Origin of the sequence: Actinomadura sp. NPDC000929 (assembly GCF_040492065.1) — a bacterium.
Lineage (GTDB): Bacteria > Actinomycetota > Actinomycetes > Streptosporangiales > Streptosporangiaceae > Spirillospora > Spirillospora verrucosospora.
The window spans coordinates 1-17,184 of the sequence record NZ_JBEUPA010000115.1 but is presented as its reverse complement, the minus strand read 5'-3'; the positions used below and the strand labels follow the sequence as shown (position 1 = coordinate 17,184).

Genomic DNA, 17,184 nt, shown 5'->3' with positions numbered 1-17,184 from the left:
TGTCCGATCGGCGGGGTGGGCTCGGGCGAATCACCCTAGGCAAGAAAGCGAACGCTGTCATCACCCGCCGGAGGGGACGGTCAGGGGTGGGCGGGCTGCGGTGCGGAGGCGGCGGCGGGCGCCACGGGGGAGCGTCGCCGTGCCGTCAGGCGGCGGCCGAGGTTCTGCGCGGGCCGCTCGACGTAGCGGTGCGCCAGCGCCGCCGAGGTGAGGACGGTCGCCAGCAGCACCACGCCCCAGACCGCCCGGACCGGTGCCGACAGCCCCCAGGTGTCGCGTCCGGCGGCGTGCCAGACCGCCTGGATGACCAGCGGGTGCAGCAGGTAGACCGAGTAGCTGACCAGCCCCAGCCACACGAGCACGCGCGGCATGGAGCGGTTCCGCAGGGCGAGCCCGGCCAGGAACGTCAGCCACGCGGCGCCCACGGCGATGGACCAGTCCGGGCCGAGGGGGTTCGGGTTGGCGTGCAGCGCCCAGCTGGTCGGCGTGCGCATGCCCGCCGCCAGCGTCAGGGCCGGGACGATCGCCACCATCGCCGCGGCGGGCCCGAGCCGGAGCCGCCCGTCCTGGATGCCGCGGATCGCGGTCCCGGCGAACATGGTGGCGATGATGCACAGGCTCTCGATGGCGCCGATGCGGCTGTTCAGCACGAGCAGGACGAGGGCCAGCGCGGCCACCACCGCGACGCCCGCCCGCCGCAGCCCGCGGTGCCGGCTGACCATGGCGGCCAGGCCGCCGGCGAGCATCAGCGCGGCGGCGAGGACCGTCCCGCCCGGCCACCGGGAGGCCAGCAGCCCGGACGGCAGCGCGACGCCGAGGATGGCCGCGCCCACGCCGAAGCCGAGGGCGACCCGGGCGCTGGCGCGGTGCACGCCGGCGACGAACATCGCCGTCACGAGGAGGTAGAAGACCATCTCGTAGGACAGCGTCCAGAAGACGTTGACGACGTTCGGGACGCCCAGGAGGTCCTGCAGCATCGTCAGGTGCGCCAGCGCGGACGCCCAGGGCCGGTCGCCGATCGCCGCGGGCAGGCCGTAGGAGAGGCCGGCCGCGCTGAGCAGCAGCGCCAGCACCACCGACACGCCCCACGCCGGGTACAGGCGGAAGAACCGTCCGGTCCAGAACTGCCGGACGCTGCCGCGCCGTTCCAGGGAGAACGGCACCACGTAGCCGCTGACGAGGAAGAACACGAAGACCCCGTACCGGCCGAAGTCGAACCACGGGCCGGTCGCCCGGCGGACCTCGGGCAGGAGCACGTCCAGGGAGTGCTCGAACACCACCACCAGGGCCGCGAGGCCGCGCAGCGCGTCCAGCCAGCCCATGCGCGGTGCCTTCGCGGGGGGAGCGCCGATCGTCGTGTCATGCGGAGTCAGGGTGTTCGTCGGCATCCGGGCCACGATAGGGGCCGAACCGTTACCGTTTCTAACGGGCAAATGAGATTTCTCTTAATCGGGGCATCCGTCGGCTGACGCTGTGTCACGGGGCGTGGAAGCCGGAGGCGCGGCGAGAGCAGGGCGGTCGCGGCCAGCCGGAGCGCGCCGTCCGCGCCGGGCTTATCCGAAAAATGTGATCAACACCACATCGCTGTCAGCGGACGCCGACGGCGCCGTAGAGGACCGGTTCGTCGCGGGGGCCGGTGGGTCCCTCGGCGGTGAGCGGCGTCAGCCCGGGGGGCAGCGGGCGGAACGGCCCGAGCAGCCGCGCGATCTCCGCGCCGCCGCGAGGACGCACCGGGACCGACGTCGCCTCGCCGTAGAGCCGCGCGGCCTCCGTGACGGCGCCGGGGGCGAAGTCGGCGGTGGCGTGCGAGACGACCAGCGCGCTGCCGGGGGCCGTGGACGCCGCGAGGTCGGCGACGAGGTCGGCGGCGCCGTCCACGAAGTGCAGGACGCTGGAGAACACCAGCGCGACCGGTTCGGCCGGGTCGATGAGCCGCCGCACCTCGGGGCTGCCCATGACGGCGGCCGGGTCGCGGATGTCGGCCCGCAGCGCCGCGACGTTGCCGCCGTCGATGAGCAGCGCGCGGGCGTGGGCGATGACGAGCGGGTCGTGGTCGACGTAGACGACGCGGGCGCCGCCGGCGCGGCCCGCGGCCATCTGGTGCAGGTTGTCCGTCCTCGGCAGGCCGCAGCCGAGGTCGACGAACTGCCGCACGCCGCGTCCGGCGAGCTGCGCGACGGAGCCGGCGAGGAAGCGGCGGGCGGCGCGGGCGGCCGCCGCGGCCTGCGGCAGGACCCGCAGGATCCGCTGGGCGAGGTCGCGGTCGGACGCGTAGTTGTCCTTGCCGCCGAGGAGGTAGTCCTGGACGCGCGCCGGACCCGGCCTGTGCAGGGCGAGAGGGGTGTTCTCCGGCGCCCTCGTGCCGGCCATGGGCATGGTGCTTCACCTGTCGCCTTCACCAGAGGGGATCGGTGCAATGGCTCGCTTACGACGGTAGGCGGCCGCGGCGGGTCCGGAGGCGGCCGCATCCGATGGACCGTCCGAAACCCGCCGGGCACGTGGCCGCATCGGGTCAGCGGGGTTTGGCGCATCATCGTCCGGTGCTGCGGCGAACGATCGGCGCGCGGGCGCGTCCGGGCGCGGGCGCGGTCGCGCGACTGGCCTTTTCCGGCCATGACAGGCACTTAACCGAAGATGTCGATTCGCGGTGGAGGACCCTGCGGAGTCACCCCCCGGGGGCGCGCCACATGAGCCAGACCGGCGGGCACCCCTTGCCCGGCAGCGGCAGCTCGCGCGTCACCTGGAAGCCGAACCGCTCGTAGTAGGGCACGTTCTGCTCTTTCGAGGACTCCAGGTAGGCGGGCAGGCCCTCGGCGTCGCAGCGGTCGAGCCGTGATCGCAGCAGGGCCGCGCCCAGGCCGTTGCCCTGCGCCGGGGGGTCGGTGCCGAGCACCGCCAGATACCAGTGCGGCTCGCGCGGGTGGTGCTTCTCGATCGCGCTGAGCGCGCGGAGGGTGGCGGGCGTCCTGGCGCCCAGGATGCGCAGCAGCGGCACGGCGTAGGCCGCCTGCAGGCGCAGCGGCACGCTCCACAGGCCGGGTGGGTCCCACAGGGCGGCGGCCTCGGCCCCGTCCCCGCGCCCGGTGGTCTCGGTCGCCCCGTGGGGGAGGTGCACCTGCCGCAGCAGGATGCCGAACAGCGCGGTCATCCGCCGCACGCGGGAGGCGTCGTCGGGCAGGAGCCAGCGCCAGACCGGGTCGTCGTCGAAGGCGCGCCCGAGGACGGCCGCGATCGGTGCGGCGTCGGTGCCGTCCGCCACGCGGACGAGAGGGGACGGGCGGGGCTCGGACGTCATGGCGCGGCCTCCTCGGGGGGGACGCGCCGATCCTCACCGCGGGCGCGGCCCCGCGTCAAGGAGGGTCATCGGCGGCGGCGGCGCTCGGAGCGCGGCCTCACCAGCTCCTCCAGGACGAGCGAGGCGCCGACCCCGACCAGCCAGGTGTCCTTGGCGAGCGGGATCCCCTGCGGAGAGGGGCGCAGCCCGCCCTCCTGGCGCATGCCGGGCAGCCGCAGGTACAGGCCGGTCAACCCGGCCGAGAACGCGGTGAGCGCCGCGCCCGCGACGAGCGAGGGCACCAGCGGCACGAGCAGCGCTGCGCCGAGGGCGACCTCCGCCCTGCCGAGCGCGCGGGTGAAGTCCCGCGGGTCCTGCGACTCCAGGAACGGGTAGGCGGTCTTCGCCGTCCCGTGGATCTCGTCGGCCGCCGCGTCCAGTCCCTGGAGCTTCGACAGGCCCGAGTTCAGGACGAACGCGCCGACGGCCAGCCGGACGGGCATCTGGTGAGCGCGAGCAAGAAGACGCATCGTGTCCCCAAAGCGATCGGAAGTCGGGCGAAGGGCATCATTCCCGCCGATTCGCCTCCGCAACTGATCGCCGGGTCAAGTCTCGGCCTTCCGGCGCGGGATGGGGCTCCGAGAGGGATGGGGCGCCGAGGGGATACCGCGCGTGGAGCAGGCCCCCGCGGGCGACTGCCCCGGGCGTGGCAGGGCGGAAGCCTCCGCACGGCCGACGACGCCTCCGGTGCCGCCGTCGCACGATCGGAGCGTCGTCGAGAGAACCGGGAGCGCTCGGATGTCGACCTTCCAGTCGCGGCCGGAGGCCGCCGGGCAGTGGTGGCGGCCGGGACCGTCGGTCCGCAAGACCGTCACCGTCGTGCACGTCGTCGCCTCCGTCGCGCTGCTGGGGGAGGTGTGGGGCCTCGTGCTGCTCAACCTCACCGCCGCGCTGACCGCGGACCCCGTGCTCGCGAACTCCGCCTACCGCCTGATGAGCGTGCTGGTGTTCGGGTGAGGCATTCCGCTCAGCCTCACCGCCCTGGCCAGCGGCGTCGCGCTCGCCACCGGCAGCCCGTGGGGGCTGGCACGGCACTACTGGGTGCTCGCCAAGCTGGTGCTGCTGGTCCTGGTGATCCTCGCCGGGATGCTGCTGTTCACGCCCGAGGCGATGGCGGACGCGACCGCCGGCGGGGCGGCCCCCGCCGCCGGGCGGCAGTGGGAGCAGGTGGCGGTGGTCTCCTGCCAGCTGGCGATGCTGCTCTCCGCCACCGCCCTCTCGGTGTTCAAGCCCCGCGGCCGCGTCGGGCGGCGGCGCGCCCGGTCATGAGCCGGGCCGGCCGTCCGGCAGGCGCTCGGCGACGGCCTGCAGCGCCTCCACGCACGCCCGGACCGCCGGCCGGTCCGCCCCGGCCCGCCACGCCGCGTAGATCTTGCGGTGCACGGCGGGCCTGGTCGCGACGACGCGGACCCCGCGCGGGATCGGGTCGCGGCCGAGCCGGGGGATGAGCGCGGCGGCGAGGTCGGCCGCCACGAAGGCCAGCTGGGTGGGGTAGTCGGCGACGTTGCAGGCGATGTCGGGCTCCACGTTGTGCTCGCGGAGCGTCTGCACGAGCTGCTGGTCGCAGCTGCCGCCCGCCGTCCACGAGGCCCAACGCATCCCGCGCAGCTCGCTCAGGGCGACCGCGCGGCGCCGGGCCAGCGGGTGCCCGGCCGGCAGCGCGAGGTCGATGACGTCGGAGGACAGCAGGACGTGGGCCACCGACGCGGGGAACGGCGTGACCAGGGTGTCCCAGCTCTCGACGACGGCGACGTCGACGTCGCCGCGGGTGAGCGCGGGCAGGATCTCGTCGGTGTTCGCCTCCAGCAGGGTCGGGACGAGGTCGGGATGCCGCTCGCGCAGGGCGGTGAGCGCGGCGGGCAGCACCGAGCGCGCCGCGGTCACGAACGCCCCGAGCCGCAGCGGCCCGACGGCGGCCTCGCGGAGCCCGTCGAGCTCGGCCGCGGCGGCGGCCAGCTGGGCCATCACCCGCTCGGCGTGCCCGGCCAGGACGTGCCCGGCCCGGGTGAGCCGGACGCCCCGGCCCCGCGGTTCGAGCAGGGTGTGGCCCGTCTCGCGCTCCAGCTTGGAGAGCTGCTGGGACACCCCCGAGGGCGTCACGTGCATGGCCGCGGCGGCGGCCGCGATCGAACCGTGCACGGCCACGGCGTGCAGGGCGCGCAGGCGTTCCACATTCAGCGTCACGGTAGCGATACTACTGTTTTTCGCTAAGCAATATTCGCTTGTGCTAATCAGTCGCCGGACGGCAGCGTGGTGCGCATGCGACGGATCGATCCGCGGCTGCTTCTGACCTCCGGCGCCGCGTTCATCTCGGCGTCGGCGATCCTGTTCCGGCTGTCCGGCGTCTCGCCCGGGACGGCGGCGTTCTTCCGGTGCGCGCTCGCGCTGCCGGTGCTGGCGCTCCTGGCGCGCTGGGAGCGGCGCGGGGCGGGGCCGCGGCGCCGCGCCGGGCTCGACGTCCTCGCGGGGCTGGTGCTCGGCGCCGACTTCGTGCTGTGGGGCGCGTCGATCGACGGCGTCGGCGCGGGCATCGCGACCGTGCTGGTGAACGTCCAGGTCGTCGTGGTCCCGCTGCTGGCGTTCGCGGTGTTCGGAGAGCGGCCCTCGCGGGCCTTCGCGGCGGCCGTGCCGGCGCTGATGGGCGGCGTCGCGCTGGCCGCCGGCGTCGCGGGGCACGGCACGGACGGGACGGACCCGGTGCTCGGGTCGCTGTTCGGCGCGGGCGCCGGGCTCGCCTACGGCGGCTACCTCTTCCTCACCCGTCTCGCCGGTCGCGGCCAGGAGCACCGGGCGCAGCCGGTCCTGCTGTCGACGCTGGGCGCGGGGGCGGCCTCCGCCGCTATCGGAGGCCCCTGGCAGGGGATCGACCTCGCGCCGGGATGGCCCGCTCTCGGCTGGCTCGCCGCGCTGTCGATGACGGGGCAGGTGTGCGGGTGGGTGCTGATCGGCGCGGCGCTGCCCCGGCTGGGCGCCGACGTCGCCGGGGCCCTCCTGCTGCTCCAGCCGGTGCTGGCGGTCGCCCTCGGCGCGATGGTCCTCGGCGAGCGGCCCGGTCCCGCGCAGCTCGCCGGCTGCGGCCTCGTCGTCGCCGCGCTCTGGCTGGCCGGCAGGGGTAGCGTTCCTCCGCGTGACGACTCCGGAGTGGGCTCCCGAGCACGAGGTGACGCCCGAACTGGCGAGCACGCTGATCGGGCGGAGGTTCCCTGAGCTCCGCGGCGCCCCGGTGGAGCGCCTCGCCACGGGCTGGGACAACACCGTCCTGCTCGTCGGCGGCGACTGGGTGTTCCGCTTCCCGCGCCGGCGGATGGCCCTGGCGGGGGTCGAGCGCGAGACCGCCGTGCTGCCCGTCCTCGCGCCCCGGCTGCCGCTGCCGGTGCCCGTGCCGCGCTTCCTCGGGGAGCCGTCGGACGACTTCCCCTGGCCGTTCTGGGGCGCGCGGCGCATCCCCGGGCGCGAACTCGCCGAGGTGAGGCCGCCGGACGAGGACCGGGTCGCCCTCGCCGCCGAGACCGGCGCCTTCCTGCGGGCCCTGCACGACCCGGCCCTGGTCCGAGAGGCGGGGGAGGGGCTGCCGGTCGACCCGATGGGACGCGCCGACCCCGCCGGGCGCGCGGCGCGGACCCGCGGCCGCCTCGACGCGATCGCCGCCCGAGGGGTGTGGAGGCCGGATCCGGCCGTCGAGGAGTTCCTGGCCGCGGCCGAGGGCTGGGACGCGCCGGGCGGCGACCCGGTGGTCGTCCACGGGGACCTGCACGTCCGGCACCTCCTGCTCACCCCCGCAGGCCGTGCGGCGGGAGTGATCGACTGGGGGGACGTCTGCCTCGGCGCGCCCGCCGTGGACCTGTCGCTGGCCTACGCGGGGTTCGGCGGCGCCGCGCGGGAGGCGCTCCTCGCGGAGTACGGGACGGTGCCGCCGGAGCAGGAAACCGCCGCGCGCGCCTTGGCGCTGAACCTCACGGCGACGCTGGCCGAGTACGCGGCGTCCACCGGGCGGGACGCGCTGCTCGCCGAGACGCTCGCGGGGATCGGCCGGGCGCTCAGCTGAGGCCGGGGCTCACGGTGCGCATGTAGACGCGGATCGTGGTGCCCTCCGGTCCGGTGTGGACGCGGACCAGGTCGGCGAGGTGGTTGACCATGAGGATGCCGCGGCCGCCGTTCGGGCTCATGTCCGCCGGGCGGCGGCCCGCGAGCGGGTCGCTGATCGTCCCGGCGTCGCTGACCTCGCAGACCACGTGCTCGTCCTCGACCCAGAGGCGCGCCGTGCCCGTGCCCCCGCCGTGCAGGCAGGAGTTGGCGGCCAGCTCGTTCACGGCGAGCTCCAGGTCGCCGACCGCGCCGGTGCCGAGGCCGAACTTCGCCCCCCAGCGGCAGGCGAACTCGCGGACGAGGGGGAGCGCGTCGATGTCGAAGCTCATCGCGACCGCCCCGGCGGCCTCGGCCGGCTCGGGCAGCGGCAGGTTGTAGTCGCCGATGACGCGGTGCGGCGCGTAGTCGGCGCTCGGGTGCGTCCCGGACCGGTCGATCACGACCGGATGGGTGGCGCGGGCGTCGGTGAGCGCCACCGGGTCCAGCCGGGCCTCGTCGTAGGGGCACAGGATGGTGGCCTCGCGCCCCGCGAAAGCAAGGTTGATCAGGGCCTCGTGCTGCGCGCAGGCGGGGTACTCGGTCGCCGAGCGGCCGGGCCAGATCGGCTCGCCGATGATCCGCACCCGGCCACCGGCGTGCCGGTCGGCGAAGTGCCGCAGCACTCCCGGGATGATGCGGCCGGGATTGCGGCCCGCCTTCGCCATGTCGATCCAGCTCACCCGGTCGGCGGCCGCGCCGAGGGCGTCGCCCAGCTGCGCCATGCGGACGGCGGGCACCGCCACGGCCACCGGCTCTCCCGCGTCGAGCCCGGCGCGGATGAACGGCACGGTTCCGGCGAGGTACTCCTCGTCGCCGCGGTAGAAGAGCGCGGGGTGGATGAACGCGTCCTCGCGTGCCACGCCCGTTCCGCCGGGGCTGAGGCTCATCGTTCGGTCGCTCCGTCCGGTGCCGCTGTCTCGTGCATTCGATCGAGAATACGCGCAGGAGGGAAGCCGTACGAGCAGGGCCATGCGGACATCCCCCGAGGTCAGCCGATCTGATGTTCCGATCCAGCGGTACCCGCGAGGCGCCCTCCGAAAACAGACAATATCCGGACCAATGACGACCGAGGCCCCCGGCAGCCCCATGACCGGGGGGTCATTGACCGGGCAGCATGACCGCGTCGACGACGTCGGTCAGCCGCCCGCGCCTGCGGTGGGCGCCGCGCTGCAACTCCGCGCCCGTCCCGCCGGCGACCAGGCGCCGCACCCCGCGGGCGACGGCGTCGAGGTCGCCGGCGCCGCGCAGCGCGGGCCGCACGTGCGCGAGCAGGTCCCCGGCCTGCTCGCCGAACGTCGCGGGCCGGCCCGTGCGCACGTCCAGCCCCCGCCCGGCCGGACCGTGCCGCGCCGCCAGCCAGTAGGCGGCGCGCAGCGTCTCCGGGGGCGGGTCGGGCGCCCGCTCGCCGGCGTCCACCAGGTTGGACGACACCTGCACCAGCGCCCGGACCAGCGCGGCGAAGACCGCCGCCTCCCCGGCCGTCGGGGCGACGTCCGCGAGCCGGACCTCGATCGTGGGCAGCCGGGCCGACGGCCGGACGTCCCAGAAGATCGTCCCGGAGTCCATCAGGGCCCCGCATTCGAGCAGCGCCCCGACGAGGTCGTCGTAGTGGCCCGCAGACGCGAAGTAGGGCGGCGGCCCCGCCACCGGCCACCGCGCCCAGGCCAGCGCCCGCCAGCAGGCGTGGCCGGTGTCGCGTCCGGCCCAGTACGGCGAGTTCGCCGCCAGGGCCAGCAGCGTCGGCAGCCAGGGGCGCAGATGGTTGCTGACCTGGACGGCGCGCTCGCGGTCCGGCATCTCCACGTGGACGTGGCACGAGCAGATGCTCTGCTCGTCGTCCAGGCCGCGGTAGAAGGCGAGGCTCTCGGCGTAGCGGGCGCCGCGCGTGATCGGGGCGGGCACGAGCTCCCCCAGCACGGGCGTCCCGGTCGCGGCGAGGCGGACGCCCTCGGCCGCCGCGGCGGCGGCCATCACGGCCCGCATCGAGCGGATCTGCTCGCCGAGCTTGTCCAGGTCGTCGCACGGCGAGGTCTTGGCCTCGGCGAGGTAGGCGACGAGTTCGGTGGAGGCGCGCTCGCCCAGCGCCGCGCCCGCCCGGCGCACCACCGCGGCGGCACGGGGGACGAGCTTCCGGGAGACGGGATCGACGACGAAGTACTCTTCCTCGATTCCGAATCGCAGGGCCATCCCACCACCTCTGGCTCGGGCCTTCGAAGCTACGTCGCCGCCGCGCCTCGCGCACCTGCCGGACGGCCCGAATGGGTAGTAAGGGATCTTCTTGACGCTCTTTTGACCCGCCGCTCAGCGGGCACCGTCCGGGGAGACGCAGCGAAAGGGAAGAGGTGAGACGCGGTGCCCGGCTCGACTCCGATCGGCATGCTCGTCATCCTGGTGGCCGTCGCCGTGTTCGTCCTGGCGGGTCTGTTCTACCTAGGCGACAAGCGCAACGGCCCGCCCAACGGCTCGGATCGAGGCCGCTGAGACGGGCCGTCGGCGCGTGCCGCGCGCGGACCGCTGTCCGCCCTCAGGGGCCGGGGTCCACGAAGTACATCGACAGCGCGATGAGGTGCGTGACGACGACCACGCCGATGCCGAAGAAGAACAGCATCTTGGCGGGGCCGTGCGGGAAGACGGTCCCCGGCTTGAGCGGCCCGCGCTCGCGCTGCCGCGCGGCGATCCGCTCCTCGATCGGAGGCCGGCCGAACACTGCTACGCCCGGGGCTCGTCGACGACGACGTCGGTCATGATGTCGACGGCCAGGGCGATGACGCCGCCGATCGCGACGAGCGCGGCGCCCACCCCGAACACGACCCAGTCGGGGCCCAGGGTGACGCCGACGCCGCCAACGGCGAAACCGGTGAAGATGATGGCCACGGCGACCCAGGACTTGGGACGCCCGGCGTGGCTGCCAGTCGACATGCGTTCGTCTTCCCTTGCACGGTTCGGGGGCTGGGGGCTACGACGCCGAACTCTAGCAACGCCCCTAGCCACGGGGCCTTCGGGGGTACCTGAAGATCAGCCGTGGCCGGGGAGGGGCCGCCGCCGGGACGGACGGATCAGACGAACGCCCCCAGACCGGTCGCCGCGCGGCCGACGATCAGAGTGTTGATCTCCCGGGTGCCCTCGTAGGAGTAGAGCGCCTCGGCGTCGGCGACGAACCGGCCGATGCCGTAGTCCAGCACGATCCCGTTGCCCGCCATCAGCTCGCGCGCCCAGCCGACCGCCTCGCGCATGCGGCTGGTGCAGTACGCCTTGGCGAGCGCGGAGTGCTCGTCGCGGTAGAGGCCCTCGTCCTGGAGCTGGGCGAGCCGCACCACCATGCCGAGCGAGGCGGTGGCGTTGCCGAGCATCCCGACCAGAAGGTCCTGGACGAGCTGGAACTTGGCGATCGGCCGCCCGAACTGCTCGCGTCCCACCGCGTAGTCGCGGGCGATCTCGTACGCGGCGAGCATCACCCCGACGGCCTGCCAGGCGACGCCGCTGCGGGTCTGGCGCAGGATCGCGGCGGTGTCCCGGAAGCCGTTCGCCCCGGCCAGCCGGTCGGACTCGGGGACCCGGCAGTCCTCCAGGAGGATGTCGGCGTTCTGCACGGTCCGCAGAGCGATCTTGTTCTCGATCCGGGTCGCGGTGAACCCGGGCGTGCCCTTCGCGACGACGAACCCCTTCACCTGGTCGTCGGCCTCGTCCCTGGCCCACACGACGGTGTGGTCGGCGAAGGTGGCGTTGCCGATCCAGCGCTTCGCGCCGTTCAGGACCCAGTGGTCGCCGTCGCGCCGCGCGGTGGTCCGCAGGCCCAGCGCGACGTCCGAGCCGCCGTCCGGCTCGGTGAGCGCGAACGCGCCGATCCTCTCCATCCGCCCCATCGCGGGCAGCCACCGCTCGCGCTGCTCCGGGGAGGCGCACCGCCCGATGCTGCCCATCGCGAGCCCGGCGTGCACCCCGAAGAACGTCGCCATGGACGGGTCCACCCGGGCCATGTCCATCGCGAGGAACCCGGTGAGCAGGCTGCTCGGCTTGTCGCCCGGGCACTCGTCGTAGGCCAGGCCCGCGATGCCGAGCTCCCCGTACTGCGGGATCAGGTCGAAGGGGAACTCCGCCCGCGCCCAGCAGTCGTTCGCGATCGGCGCGACCTTCGCCTCCAGGAAGCCGCGCACCCTCCCGAGGATCTCCTTCTCCCGTCCGTCGAGGAGTTCCTGCATGTGGTACAGGTCGCCGGGGAGTGTCTCCAGGGTCATGACCACCCCTCTTCCCGGACGGCGCACCGCTAACCCGGGCCCGCGGCGCGCGCCGCGTACTGGTCAGCGGGACCCGGTCCCGAGCCGGATTCGGCCGCTCACCTACCATCCAGGACATGACGGTGCCGCCTGAAGAACTCGAACTGGCCGCCGCCTTCCCCGCGGCCGACCGCGACCGGTGGCGGGAGATGGTGAAGGGGGTGCTGCGCAGGTCCGGCGCGGCGAGCGAGGACACCCCCCTCGACGAGATCGAGGGCCTGCTGACCCGCGACTCCTACGACGGGGTGCCGATCGCCGCGCTCTACACGCGCGACGACGCGCCGCCGGGACGTCCCGGGCTGGCCCCCTACGTGCGCGAGGTGCGCCCCGACGGCGAGGGCATCGCCGGGTGGGACGTCCGGCAGCGGCACGCCCACCCCGACCCGGCCGTCACCCGCGAGGCGATCCTCGCCGACCTGGAGAACGGCGCCACCTCCGTCTGGCTGCGGCTCGGCGAGGACGGCCTGCCGGTGGCCGCGCTGCCCGAGGCGCTGCGCGGCGTCCTGCTCGACCTGGCCCCGGTGGTGCTGGACGCGGGAGCGTCGGCGGGCGAGGCCGCGCGGGCGTTCCTGGCCCTGGTCGCCGAGCGCGGGAACGCGGCCGAGGCGTCCGGCAACCTCGGCGCCGACCCGCTCGGCCTCGCGGCGCGCACCGGCGCGCCCGGGTCGCTGGACGAGGCCGCCGCGCTCGCCGTCCGCTGCGCCCGCGAGTTCCCCCGGCTGCGCGCGGTCGTCGCCGACGGGACCCCGTACCACGACGCGGGCGGCGGCGACGCCGAGGAACTGGGCGCCGCCGTCGCCGCCGGCGTCGCGTACCTGCGCGCCCTGACCGGCGCCGGGCTGAGCGTGGACGAGGCGTTCGGGCAGATCGAGTTCCGCCTCGCCGTCAGCGCCGACCAGTTCTCCTCGATCGCCAAGCTCCGCGCCGCGCGCCGCCTGTGGGCGCGGGTGGCGGAGGTCAGCGGCGCCGCCGAGGGCACCGCCGCGCGCGTCCACGCGGTCACCTCCTCGGCGATGATGACGCGCCGCGACCCGTGGGTGAACATGCTGCGCACCACCATCGCGACGTTCGCCGCCGGGGTCGGCGGCGCGGACGCGGTCACCGTCCAGCCGTTCGACGCCCGCCTCGGCCTGCCCGACGGCTTCGCCCGCCGCATCGCCCGGAACACCCAGACGCTGCTGCTGGAGGAGTCGAGCCTCGCCCGCGTCGTCGACCCGGCGGGCGGCTCCTGGTACGCCGAGAGCCTCACCGAGGGCCTCGCCCAGGCGGCCTGGGCCTGGTTCACCGAGATCGAGAAGGCCGGGGGCCTGGCCGCTGCCCTCGACTCGGGCCTCGTCGCCCGCCGCCTCGCCGCCACCTGGGAGCGGCGCCGCGAGGACATCGCCCGCCGCAAGGCGCCGATCACCGGCGTCAGCGAGTTCCCCGACCTCGCCGAGACGCCGCCCCGGCGCGACCCCGCGCCCCGGGCGCCCGGCGGCGGCCTCCCGGTCGTCGCGTACGCGCAGGACTTCGAGGCCCTTCGCGACCGCTCCGACGCCCACGCGGAGGCGACCGGCGCCCGTCCGAAGGTCTTCCTCGCGACGCTCGGGCCGATCGCCGTCCACACGGCACGCGCGTCGTTCGCCGCCAACCTCTTCCAGGCGGGCGGGATCGAGACGGTCACCGGCGCCCCCGAGGAGTTCGGGGCGTCCGGCGCCGCGGTCGCCTGCATCTGCTCCAGCGACGCCCTCTACGAGGAGAGGGCCGTGGAGGCGGCCCGGATCCTGCGCGACGCGGGTGCTGTGAAGGTCTGGCTGGCGGGTAAGGGAACCTACGAGGGGGTCGACGCCCGCGTGCACGCGGGATGCGACGCGGTCGAGGTGCTGGAGACCACCCTCCACGATCTGGGAGTGAACGAATGATCCCCGACTTCACCGAGGTCGACCTCGGGACGGCGCCCCCCGCCGACGAGGCCGCCAAGCGGTGGCGCGCCGCGGTCGCCGACGCCACCGGAGCCGACCCCGAGGCCCAGACCTGGGACACGCCGGAGGGCATCGGCGTCAAGCCCCTCTACACCGGCGACGACCTAGCCGGGCTCGACTTCCTCGGCACCTACCCGGGCATCGCGCCGTTCCTGCGCGGCCCGTACCCGGCGATGTACGCGACCCAGCCGTGGACGATCCGGCAGTACGCCGGCTTCTCCACCGCCGAGGAGTCCAACGCCTTCTACCGCCGCAACCTCGCGGCCGGGCAGAAGGGCCTGTCGGTGGCCTTCGACCTGGCCACGCACCGCGGCTACGACTCCGACCACCCGCGCGTGGCCGGCGACGTCGGCATGGCCGGGGTGGCGATCGACTCCATCTACGACATGCGGCAGCTCTTCGACGGCATCCCGCTGGACCGGATGAGCGTGTCGATGACCATGAACGGCGCCGTCCTGCCCGTCCTCGCGCTCTACATCGCCGCCGCGCAGGAGCAGGGGGTGGAGCCGGAGGCGCTCGCGGGGACCATCCAGAACGACATCCTCAAGGAGTTCATGGTCCGCAACACCTACATCTACCCGCCGCAGCCGTCCATGCGGATCATCTCCGACATCTTCGAGTACACCTCGCGGCGGATGCCGAAGTACAACTCCATCTCGATCTCCGGCTACCACATCCAGGAGGCCGGGGCGACCGCCGACCTGGAGCTCGCCTACACGCTCGCCGACGGCGTCGAGTACATCCGCGCCGGGCGCGAGGCGGGCCTCGACATCGACGCGTTCGCGCCGCGCCTGTCGTTCTTCTGGGCGATCGGGATGAACTTCTTCATGGAGGTCGCCAAGCTGCGCGCCGCGCGGCTGCTGTGGGCGCGGCTGGTGAAGACGTTCGAGCCGCGCAACCCCAAGTCGCTGTCGCTCCGGACGCACTCGCAGACGTCCGGGTGGTCGCTGACCGCGCAGGACGTGTTCAACAACGTCGCCCGCACCTGCATCGAGGCCATGGCCGCCACCCAGGGCCACACCCAGTCCCTGCACACCAACGCGCTGGACGAGGCCCTCGCGCTGCCGACCGACTTCTCGGCCCGGATCGCCCGCAACACCCAGCTCGTCCTGCAGCAGGAGTCCGGGACCACCCGGACCATCGACCCCTGGGGCGGCAGCGCCTACGTGGAGCGCCTCACCTACGACCTCGCCCGCCGCGCCTGGGGACACATCACCGAGGTCGAGCAGGCCGGCGGCATGGCCAAGGCGATCGACGAGGGGCTGCCCAAGCTGCGCATCGAGGAGGCCGCCGCCCGCACCCAGGCCCGCATCGACTCGGGCCGGCAGCCCGTCATCGGCGTCAACAAGTACCGGCCCGACGTCGAGCAGGAGATCGAGGTCCTGAAGGTCGACAACGCCTCCGTGCGCGCGCAGCAGATCGACAAGCTGCGCCGGCTGCGCGAGGAGCGTGACGAGAGCGCGGCGCGGGCCGCGCTGGAGGCGCTCACCCGCGCCGCCGAGGCCGCCGAGGAGGGCACCCGCCCGCGGGGCCTGGAGCACAACCTGCTCGCGCTCGCCATCGACGCCGCCCGGGCCAAGGCGACCGTCGGCGAGATCTCCGACGCCCTGGAGCGGGCCTACGGGCGGCACGCGGCGCAGATCCGTACGATCTCCGGTGTGTACCGGGAGGAGGCGGGCCAGGTGACGGGCATCGAGCGGGCGCGGGCCGCGACGGCCGCGTTCGAGGAGGCCGAGGGCCGCCGCCCCCGCATCCTCGTGGCCAAGATGGGGCAGGACGGCCACGACCGCGGGCAGAAGGTGATCGCGACCGGGTTCGCCGACCTCGGCTTCGACGTCGACGTGGGCCCGCTGTTCCAGACCCCCGCCGAGGTGGCGCTGCAGGCCGTCGAGGCCGACGTGCACATCGTCGGGGTCAACTCGCTCGCCGCGGGCCACCTGACGCTGGTCCCCGCGCTGCGCGAGGAGCTCGCCGCGCTGGGCCGCGACGACATCATGATCGTCGTCGGCGGCGTCATCCCGCCCGGCGACTTCGAGGAGCTGCGCGCGGCCGGCGCCTCGGCGATCTTCGGGCCCGGCACCGTCCTGGCGGACGCGGCGATCGGCCTGCTGGAGCAGCTCACCGCCGCGCTCGGGCACGCCGCGCCCGAGCGCGCCTGAGGGGCGGCGCGGAAGTGACGGGAGAAGGGGGCGCGCCGTGAGCGCGCCGGGCCTCGACGACTACGCGGCCGGGGTGCTGGACGGGTCGCGGGCGTGGATCGCGCGGGCGATCACGCTCGTGGAGTCGGCCCGCCCGGACCACCGGGAGCTGGCGCAGAAACTGCTGGTCGAGCTGACCCCGCACGCCGGGGGCGCCCGCCGCGTCGGGATCACCGGCGTGCCCGGGGTCGGCAAGTCCACGTTCATCGACGCGCTCGGCACCCGGCTGACGGGGGAGGGCGGGAAAGTCGCGGTCCTCGCCGTGGACCCGTCCTCCACCCGGACGGGCGGCAGCATCCTCGGCGACAAGACCCGCATGCACCGCCTCGCCACCGACCCGTCCGCGTTCATCCGCCCCTCGCCCACCGCCGGGACGCTCGGGGGCGTCGCGAAGGCCACCCGCGAGGCGATGGTGGTCATGGAGGCCGCCGGGTACGACGTCGTCCTGGTCGAGACGGTCGGGGTCGGCCAGTCCGAGACGGCCGTCGCCGAGATGGTCGACTCCTTCCTGTTCCTCACCCTCGCCCGCACCGGCGACCAGCTCCAGGGGATCAAGAAGGGCGTCCTGGAGCTGGCCGACGTCATCGCGGTGAACAAGGCCGACGGCGAGCACAGGACAGAGGCCGAGCGCGCCGCCCGCGAACTGGCGGGCGCGCTGCGGCTGCTGCGCAGCGACGAGCGCGTCCGCGCCACCCCGGTCCTGACGTGCAGCGCCAAGGAGGGGACCGGGCTGGACGAGGTGTGGGACGCCATCGTCCGGCACCAGGACCGGCTCCGCGAGTCCGGCGAGCTGGAGGCCCGGCGGCGCCGCCAGCAGGTCGGCTGGACGTGGGCCCTGGTCCGCGACCGGCTGCTGTCCGACCTGCGCGGGCACCCCGGCGTCCGGGAGGCCGCACCCGGCCTGGAGCGGGAGGTCGCGGAGGGGACGCTGACGCCCGCGCTGGCCGCCGAGCGCATCCTGGAGGCGTTCTCGCGGGACCGCTGAACGGGGTTCTCGTATGTCCGAAACCTTGGGTTGTCCCAGGTCCCGGTCACGGCGCGCGGGGATCAGGTACAAAAGTCGGATGGACGTCATCGCGCTCGATGATCCGACGGACGCGCAGATCCGGGGGTGGCACTCGGTGCTGGCCGCCGTTCACGCCGCCGAACCGGACGGCGAACCCGCGCCCGACCCGGAGCGCACGGCGCGGCTGCTGCTCGGCGCGGAGACCGCCGCGCGGCAGCGGCTGTGGGCGGCGGTCGCCGGCGGACCCGGGGCGGAAGGGCACTGTCGTGCTGTGGGCCTGCGCCTT

18 protein-coding genes and 1 pseudogene are annotated in these 17,184 nt (G+C 74.7%); 9 read left to right on the top strand and 10 right to left on the bottom strand.

Translation table 11 applies throughout. From position 1 onward, the window contains the following. Positions 1-80: 80 nt before the first annotated feature. The 4 genes from ABWI04_RS30715 to ABWI04_RS30700 all read right to left on the bottom strand — a co-directional run bounded on the left by ABWI04_RS30715 (position 81) and on the right by ABWI04_RS30700 (position 3,804). On the bottom strand, positions 81-1,388 hold the full coding sequence (locus ABWI04_RS30715; RefSeq protein WP_353834621.1) for an acyltransferase family protein: 1,308 nt from the start codon (positions 1,386-1,388) through the stop codon (positions 81-83). Positions 1,389-1,587: 199 nt separating this feature from the next. Beyond that, positions 1,588-2,370 carry an SAM-dependent methyltransferase gene (locus ABWI04_RS30710; protein ID WP_353834620.1) on the bottom strand — a complete coding sequence of 261 codons (783 nt, stop codon included), beginning with the start codon at positions 2,368-2,370 and terminating at the stop codon, positions 1,588-1,590. Positions 2,371-2,665: 295 nt separating this feature from the next. Continuing rightward, positions 2,666-3,295, bottom strand: coding sequence for a GNAT family N-acetyltransferase (locus ABWI04_RS30705; RefSeq protein WP_353834619.1), 630 nt, complete (start codon positions 3,293-3,295; stop codon positions 2,666-2,668). Positions 3,296-3,360: 65 nt separating this feature from the next. Further along, complete coding sequence (locus tag ABWI04_RS30700; RefSeq protein WP_345176092.1) at positions 3,361-3,804, bottom strand: hypothetical protein; 444 nt, start codon at positions 3,802-3,804, stop codon at positions 3,361-3,363. 268 nt (positions 3,805-4,072) lie between these two features. Here ABWI04_RS30700 and ABWI04_RS30695 point away from each other — a divergent pair, with 268 nt between their 5' ends. Both ABWI04_RS30695 and ABWI04_RS30690 read left to right on the top strand, forming a co-directional pair. Continuing rightward, entirely contained in the window at positions 4,073-4,291 is a 219-nt protein-coding gene (locus tag ABWI04_RS30695) for a hypothetical protein (RefSeq protein WP_353834618.1), read from the top strand. 84 nt (positions 4,292-4,375) lie between these two features. Next, entirely contained in the window at positions 4,376-4,603 is a 228-nt protein-coding gene (locus tag ABWI04_RS30690) for a hypothetical protein (protein WP_353834617.1), read from the top strand. Here ABWI04_RS30690 and ABWI04_RS30685 read toward each other — a convergent pair. Further along, the gene (locus ABWI04_RS30685; protein ID WP_345176088.1) at positions 4,598-5,518 is read right to left on the bottom strand and encodes a LysR family transcriptional regulator; all 921 of its coding nucleotides are present in this window, start codon (positions 5,516-5,518) and stop codon (positions 4,598-4,600) included. The two genes, ABWI04_RS30690 and ABWI04_RS30685, sit on opposite strands and share 6 nt — an antisense overlap. A gap of 75 nt (positions 5,519-5,593) precedes the next feature. Between ABWI04_RS30685 and ABWI04_RS30680 the strand changes: the two genes are divergently transcribed. Together ABWI04_RS30680 and ABWI04_RS30675 are read left to right on the top strand one after the other, a co-directional pair. Continuing rightward, positions 5,594-6,541 carry a DMT family transporter gene (locus ABWI04_RS30680; RefSeq protein ID WP_353834616.1) on the top strand — a complete coding sequence of 316 codons (948 nt, stop codon included), beginning with the start codon at positions 5,594-5,596 and terminating at the stop codon, positions 6,539-6,541. After that, complete coding sequence (locus ABWI04_RS30675; protein WP_353834615.1) at positions 6,462-7,379, top strand: phosphotransferase; 918 nt, start codon at positions 6,462-6,464, stop codon at positions 7,377-7,379. Before ABWI04_RS30680 ends, ABWI04_RS30675 begins: the two co-directional genes overlap by 80 nt. On the opposite strand, the gene ABWI04_RS30670 is transcribed toward ABWI04_RS30675, so the two are convergent. Both ABWI04_RS30670 and ABWI04_RS30665 read right to left on the bottom strand, forming a co-directional pair. Continuing rightward, complete coding sequence (locus ABWI04_RS30670; protein ID WP_353834614.1) at positions 7,372-8,346, bottom strand: anti-sigma factor RsbA family regulatory protein; 975 nt, start codon at positions 8,344-8,346, stop codon at positions 7,372-7,374. The genes ABWI04_RS30675 and ABWI04_RS30670 overlap by 8 nt on opposite strands. Before the next feature lie 211 nt (positions 8,347-8,557). Further along, the gene (locus ABWI04_RS30665) at positions 8,558-9,646 is read right to left on the bottom strand and encodes a carboxylate-amine ligase (RefSeq protein ID WP_353834613.1); all 1,089 of its coding nucleotides are present in this window, start codon (positions 9,644-9,646) and stop codon (positions 8,558-8,560) included. Positions 9,647-9,811: 165 nt separating this feature from the next. Here ABWI04_RS30665 and ABWI04_RS30660 point away from each other — a divergent pair, with 165 nt between their 5' ends. After that, positions 9,812-9,940, top strand: coding sequence for a hypothetical protein (locus ABWI04_RS30660; protein WP_345176077.1), 129 nt, complete (start codon positions 9,812-9,814; stop codon positions 9,938-9,940). A gap of 43 nt (positions 9,941-9,983) precedes the next feature. On the opposite strand, the gene ABWI04_RS30655 is transcribed toward ABWI04_RS30660, so the two are convergent. The 3 genes from ABWI04_RS30655 to ABWI04_RS30645 form a co-directional block, all read right to left on the bottom strand. Then, on the bottom strand, positions 9,984-10,166 hold the full coding sequence (locus tag ABWI04_RS30655) for a hypothetical protein (protein WP_021600299.1): 183 nt from the start codon (positions 10,164-10,166) through the stop codon (positions 9,984-9,986). A gap of 2 nt (positions 10,167-10,168) precedes the next feature. Beyond that, on the bottom strand, positions 10,169-10,378 hold the full coding sequence (locus tag ABWI04_RS30650) for an HGxxPAAW family protein (protein WP_345176068.1): 210 nt from the start codon (positions 10,376-10,378) through the stop codon (positions 10,169-10,171). Positions 10,379-10,515: 137 nt separating this feature from the next. After that, positions 10,516-11,694, bottom strand: coding sequence for an acyl-CoA dehydrogenase family protein (locus ABWI04_RS30645; RefSeq protein ID WP_353834612.1), 1,179 nt, complete (start codon positions 11,692-11,694; stop codon positions 10,516-10,518). A gap of 116 nt (positions 11,695-11,810) precedes the next feature. Between ABWI04_RS30645 and ABWI04_RS30640 the strand changes: the two genes are divergently transcribed. From ABWI04_RS30640 to ABWI04_RS30625, 4 genes and pseudogenes are all read left to right on the top strand, one after another. Further along, positions 11,811-13,634, top strand: a complete 1,824-nt coding sequence (locus tag ABWI04_RS30640) for a methylmalonyl-CoA mutase family protein (RefSeq protein WP_345176063.1) — start codon at positions 11,811-11,813, stop codon at positions 13,632-13,634. Further along, entirely contained in the window at positions 13,631-15,853 is a 2,223-nt protein-coding gene (scpA, locus tag ABWI04_RS30635) for a methylmalonyl-CoA mutase (protein WP_353834611.1), read from the top strand. Before ABWI04_RS30640 ends, scpA begins: the two co-directional genes overlap by 4 nt. 37 nt (positions 15,854-15,890) lie before the next feature. Further along, positions 15,891-16,877: a methylmalonyl Co-A mutase-associated GTPase MeaB gene (meaB, locus tag ABWI04_RS30630; RefSeq protein WP_353834610.1), complete on the top strand. Its 987-nt coding sequence runs from the start codon at positions 15,891-15,893 to the stop codon at positions 16,875-16,877. A gap of 79 nt (positions 16,878-16,956) precedes the next feature. Then, a pseudogene (locus tag ABWI04_RS30625) lies at positions 16,957-17,184 on the top strand (hypothetical protein); the annotation flags it as partial.